Annotated in this window: 5 protein-coding genes; 4 read left to right on the top strand and 1 reads right to left on the bottom strand. The window is 36.1% G+C overall.

The genetic code is table 11. The features are described from left to right. Window positions 1–273 precede the first annotated feature (273 nt). The 4 genes from E1176_RS06715 to E1176_RS06700 all read left to right on the top strand — a co-directional run bounded on the left by E1176_RS06715 (window position 274) and on the right by E1176_RS06700 (window position 3,064). Window positions 274–804, top strand: coding sequence for a hypothetical protein (locus tag E1176_RS06715; protein ID WP_155209835.1), 531 nt, complete (start codon window positions 274–276; stop codon window positions 802–804). A 155-nt stretch (window positions 805–959) separates the two neighbouring features. Then, window positions 960–1,742: a riboflavin biosynthesis intermediates N-glycosidase gene (ybiA, locus tag E1176_RS06710; RefSeq protein WP_155209834.1), complete on the top strand. Its 783-nt coding sequence runs from the start codon at window positions 960–962 to the stop codon at window positions 1,740–1,742. A gap of 5 nt (window positions 1,743–1,747) precedes the next feature. Next, window positions 1,748–2,371, top strand: a complete 624-nt coding sequence (locus E1176_RS06705) for a hypothetical protein (RefSeq protein WP_155209833.1) — start codon at window positions 1,748–1,750, stop codon at window positions 2,369–2,371. Between the two features lie 249 nt (window positions 2,372–2,620). Continuing rightward, window positions 2,621–3,064, top strand: a complete 444-nt coding sequence (locus tag E1176_RS06700; RefSeq protein ID WP_185152674.1) for a thioredoxin family protein — start codon at window positions 2,621–2,623, stop codon at window positions 3,062–3,064. Between the two features lie 301 nt (window positions 3,065–3,365). Here the strand turns inward: E1176_RS06700 and E1176_RS20575 are convergent. Continuing rightward, window positions 3,366–5,266, bottom strand: a 1,901-nt coding sequence (locus E1176_RS20575) for a hypothetical protein (RefSeq protein WP_185152673.1), incomplete at its 5' end; no start/stop codon positions are given.

The raw sequence follows: 5,266 nt of genomic DNA, 5'->3' as shown, positions 1-5,266 counted from the left end.
AATACTTCTGCTTCTAACACCAGTTTATATCGGTCGGAGTTTATACGAGTGGGACAATGCAATTAAGAAAATGAAGTACGAATTTGAACGTGAGATATACTTTTTATTAAAAAACGCCTAATAACATGGCCTACCATGTCCCACAATACTTTCCAGGTAAGTTCAATGCAATTGACGTTTTGCCTGAAATAACAAGAACTATATTAAGGATTAACATATGTGGGCGCGGACCAAAGTTAATTCATATAAACTAGAAGATTTGAAAAGAAAAATATGAAACTCTCCATTCTGAAGGTAATATTTCTGCTCATATCCTGCTGCCTTTACGGTCAGTCTCAAGAAGAAATGATTAAAGACATTCGCGAACATTTCAATTTTGTAGAGCGCAGTCTTGACAGCTTTCAGGTAAGGGAAGAGCTAACTTTTGAAGAGTCAACAGATGGAGCAACCATTAAGAAATATTATGACAATGACGAATTAGTTAAGGTTCGAATTGAATATTTAGGAGAGACTGGCAAGCTCTACAGGGAGTTTTACATTGACAACCTACAACTTCTATTCGTTTTTGATCAAGAATTCAAATACAATATGCCTTATTACATGGATGCCAAGAAAGCTAATGAAATGGGGTTTGATGAAGCATATGACCCTAACAAAACTAAAAAACATGAGCACCGGTATTACTTCTACAACAACAAACTAATCAGATGGATCAACCCAGAAGGAGAACATCAAACAAGCGCCAACTCTCAATGGGTTGAGAAACAAAAATTCTATCTAAACGAACTTTTAAATCTTAAATAAAAGGAACTAACGATTTATCGCATGGCCGTATTTAGCATTATGCAAAGTAACGGCTGATTGATGCTTTGAATGCATCACCAGATTCGCTAATTTCAATGCTATTTAAAAGCATGCAGGCCCCAGCGCTATAAATGAGTCTTATTTCTTAATCTTGAATGACGAAAGCATACAATATCGATTGGTTGAAAGAGGAATTTGAAAAGGGAAACCCCCTCAAATACCTGTTCTTTTGGGGGCACACTTCGCCCCAAGATCAAACGGTTGGAAATTGGTGTTTGAGTCAATGGTTTGAGAGTCCTTTTGAGGTAAACGGCATAACATATAAAACAACAGAGCACTGGATGATGTCGCAGAAAGCCCTATTGTTCGACAACTACGATATTCACCAAAAGATCATTGAATGCAATAAGCCTGGTGAAGCGAAAGATCTAGGAAGGCAAGTAACTGGATTTGATGAACAAGTCTGGGTATCAAACCGCTACTCAATTGTGAAAACTGGGAACATTAATAAGTTCAGCCAAAACCAAGAACTGGGTAATTACCTCCTTAACACTAAGGACAGAGTATTAGTAGAAGCAAGTCCAGTAGATACAATTTGGGGAATTGGATTATCAAAAGACAGTGAAGATGCAACAAACATCTATTCGTGGAGAGGGCTAAACTTGTTGGGGTTCGTACTCATGGAAACTAGAGATTTTTTCAGAGAACATGGGTTCTTTCAAATTGCTGACTTCCAATTCCGCACGCCTTGGAACGAATTTCCTGCAATTGATGCAGTAGACATCTTTTGGCGCATGGGCAAAGGAGAAGATTTCATAATCAACTTTTTTAAAAACTATCAGAGTTTGACAAAGTCTGAAAAAGTAAAATTCCAAATTGCTAACCCTGAACCTAAGAACTGGAGAGGCTTCTTTGAGGAAATAGAGCTAAATCACTGAATCGCATGAAAATCAACTTGAAGGTTACGCTACTTATCAACGTTTTAGTACTTTTTCTCACTCAACTCATCTTTATACCTGGTCCGAGCGTTCTATTTCGACCAGCAAACTGGATTTTCAATGCTGCCCAACTTGCCTCAATTGCAGGAATTCTTTTGACTCTAATCTTAATAGTCTGGCTATTGGTTGAACGATTTGCATTTAAGAAATCCAAACAACGAATTTTGAATTCATTTGGATTCCTCATTCTAACCCTTTGTATATCAACATTTTTATCAACCACTTATATATCTTCGTTCACAAGCGATTTAAGTAGGAATCTGGCAATCAGAGAGGCTAACCTATTAATTCATAAAATTGAAGATTATAAACTAGCAAACGGAACATATCCACACGAAATTGAGGAACTGAATACAGAAATTCCAAACCCATCACCTATTGGGATCAAGAAATTTCATTACGAACGAACTGAACAATCGTACAAGCTAACTTTTCAACAAAATGTGATCATGGGTTTCAACTTTGAAGTTGTAACATATGACCCCAATAACCAACACACAACAAGAGGAGAAATGCCAACATTGTACGACACTCCATACCAAAACTGGAAGTACTACATCTACGATTAAATTCGCTAAAAATGATATAGCATGGTATAGTCATCTACAAGTGTTGCTAAACATCCCGCTTATCTACCGACACATAAGTGATGTACTTTCTACAATCTTCTTCTCTCGGGGGATTTTACCTGTATGATGCAGTATGTATCTGATACTTTGAATGTACTGGCAGATTCGCTATTTTCAATGCTATTTAAAAGCTCGGAGGCCAGAGCGCCAAACTTGGGATTTAGCCACAAATTGACCACCACAACCAAGATGAAATATATATTAATTCTATTTCTATTAACATCAATTAATCAATCAGGAATCTCGCAAGAAGTCGAGATGATCACAGATTGGAACAAAGCAACTGAACTCGCTAATCAGGAAAACAAACAAATACTGATCATTTTGACTGGAAGTGACTGGTGTACTCCATGTAAAAAAATGGATAAGAAAGTCATAAATCAGCCAGAATTTCAAGAGTACGCCAGCCAAAGACTAGTTTTATTCCTTATCGACCTTACTAAGGAGGTAGTATTTGATAGTAAAAACCCGACTAACAAAGATTACGAAGTATTCAAAAAGAAATATGAAACTAATGAATTGCCCTCCCTCATTCTAACTGACACGCATGGAAAGAAGATTAAAGTACTAGAAGGGAAAAAATTTGATTTAGAGAATGTTATGAATCAACTTTCAAACAACAACGCACTGTAAAGCACATGCGCTAAAGCGTAATTTGGGTCATCATATAAAAATATATAAATACTGAAAATGAGTTGGTTAGACCAATTTTACTCGTTGATTTTCATTACACTTATTTCTCTAACTGCTTATTTATTAGGTTTTATACTTAGAGGTACAAGGAAAAAGAAATTCAAACTGCTTGAACCGCTAATTGCCTTAGTACTTGTGTTGCTTTATTTATTAATAAGATGACGTTCTAACATAATAGTAGTCTGCTGCCAATGAGCTCTTATATAGCGGTTCATATCAATTCTCCAACAAATGCAAACTATTACATTTCGAGATGATAGGTTTTAAAATCTTCGATGATGGCCTCTTTTTCATTCTCAAAATCTTTGGGGTCGTGCTCACCTAAATAGATATCAGTGTATAATACGTTGGTACTAATTTTCTTATCTTCCATTGCATACACTGAGAAACTAATATTTTCTGTTTCTGAATACTCATCATAGAATGTAAAAACGTAAAAGCTATACTTGGTGTCGTTAATCGTCTCTTCAAACATATCTACATAGGTCATTTTCACATCGTAATAGTCCTCATAGGTTAGACTTGATCTAATATACATTCGCGAAATAGTTACCATGTCAAGGTACTTTGTAATGAAATCGATGTGCCTTTTGTCTTCAATACGATCAAGCAAAAACTCAGCTTCTTCCTCATATCCTAGCACCTCCTTAACAATCTTAGACTTTACAGACATATCCGCATTTAAATAACCAAGTAAACCTACCATCTGCAGCATGGAGGCTTTCGCTTTTAGGAGCCTATCATATTGCCCTTTAAATGACTTTGCCTTTGCACCACTTGCTAAACTTAATTCTAGTAATCTATCGAGGTAGTAAACATCCCAGTTATAATCTGTTTCAATATTTATAGTATCCGCAACTGCCCTGAAACTATTAGAAAAATCCTCTTCATATGGCTTCAAGTTATCCTTAGCTAAATCTACATTTTGGTTATAGTCTGAAAGCAATGAACTAATAATATTCCTATTTTCAGGCTCCTCAAAAAAGGTCATGATCATAGGTAAATCTGGCGACAGCATGCTTAAACTGTCTCTATAAACCTGAAAATCGGAATAGTCCAACTCACTTGTTTTCTGTACAAGCAAATCCTTATATAGGTTAAATGAGAGCTCTGTTTGCAAGGTTTGAAGCTGTTCCAAGACAGCCGACTGATAAATTGGATTTTCAGCAAATAATTCCTCATAGAATCTTATGGCCTCAGCATGCTCCAGAGCACCAATTGCCTCGATCATGGCATTTCCAGGACTACCCCAGCTTCCTTCGTCCAGCAAAATACCTGAAAGAAGTACTTCCTTGAGTTTATAGGCGTCTTCATTTATAAAAGGGTAATTAGCCAATATACCTGATGCCTGCTCATACGCGGCTGTATCAGTAGATTGCACCATGTTTAATAGTGTGTCGAGCTTAGATTCAAAAAGATTAAACGGCTTACTTTTTTTGATAGTAAAAGATTCGAGAATCTGCTCTGCATAAGAAGACTCAATGTCTACAGGAGTAGTAACATATAATGAATATACCTTATCACCTATCCATTTAATAAATTCATAGGTAGTGTTACTGTAAGCTGAATCTTGATAAACTGTTTTTAAATAGCCTGCTTTTTCCTTATTTACAGAATCCACCTTCAATATGTGCTTTCCGTCTACGCCTTCGCTGTAGTAACTTATTAAACTATCTGTGTTATTAAAAAATCCTAACTCATTGAAGTCATACTCATATAAAAGTGTGGATATGCCGGTAGTTTTATCCAGAGAGCTATGAAGTATCAAGGTATCTAAGTTATTATCGTAAGATTCGATACCTGAATAGCCATAGTCATGACACACTACCATTGAAAAATCATCTGTTTCATATGTTACTAAATCGGGTTCTTCCCACGGCAAAACCTCCCATTGAAATAAAAATTTTTCTATTTCCTCAGTAGGTTCACCCGTGTATTGTGATGTCCAATAATAAACGTAATTACCTCTCGCAAAATGCACTTCTTTAATCGTCACGGAATCCTGCATTACATATTCGCTTGAACTTACTTCATACCCTTGATGGTTGAAGATACTATCCTCTACTAAAGTGGCATTGTACTCTTCTTTATTAGAATTGATGAAAGTTTCACGTAAATCCTGATCAGTAGCAATTTTGTATT

The sequence above is a fragment of the Fulvivirga aurantia genome, from assembly GCF_009711475.1.
Taxonomy (GTDB): domain Bacteria; phylum Bacteroidota; class Bacteroidia; order Cytophagales; family Cyclobacteriaceae; genus Fulvivirga; species Fulvivirga aurantia.
The sequence above is the reverse complement of the archived record's forward strand: the minus strand, read 5'-3'. Positions and strand labels throughout refer to the sequence as shown.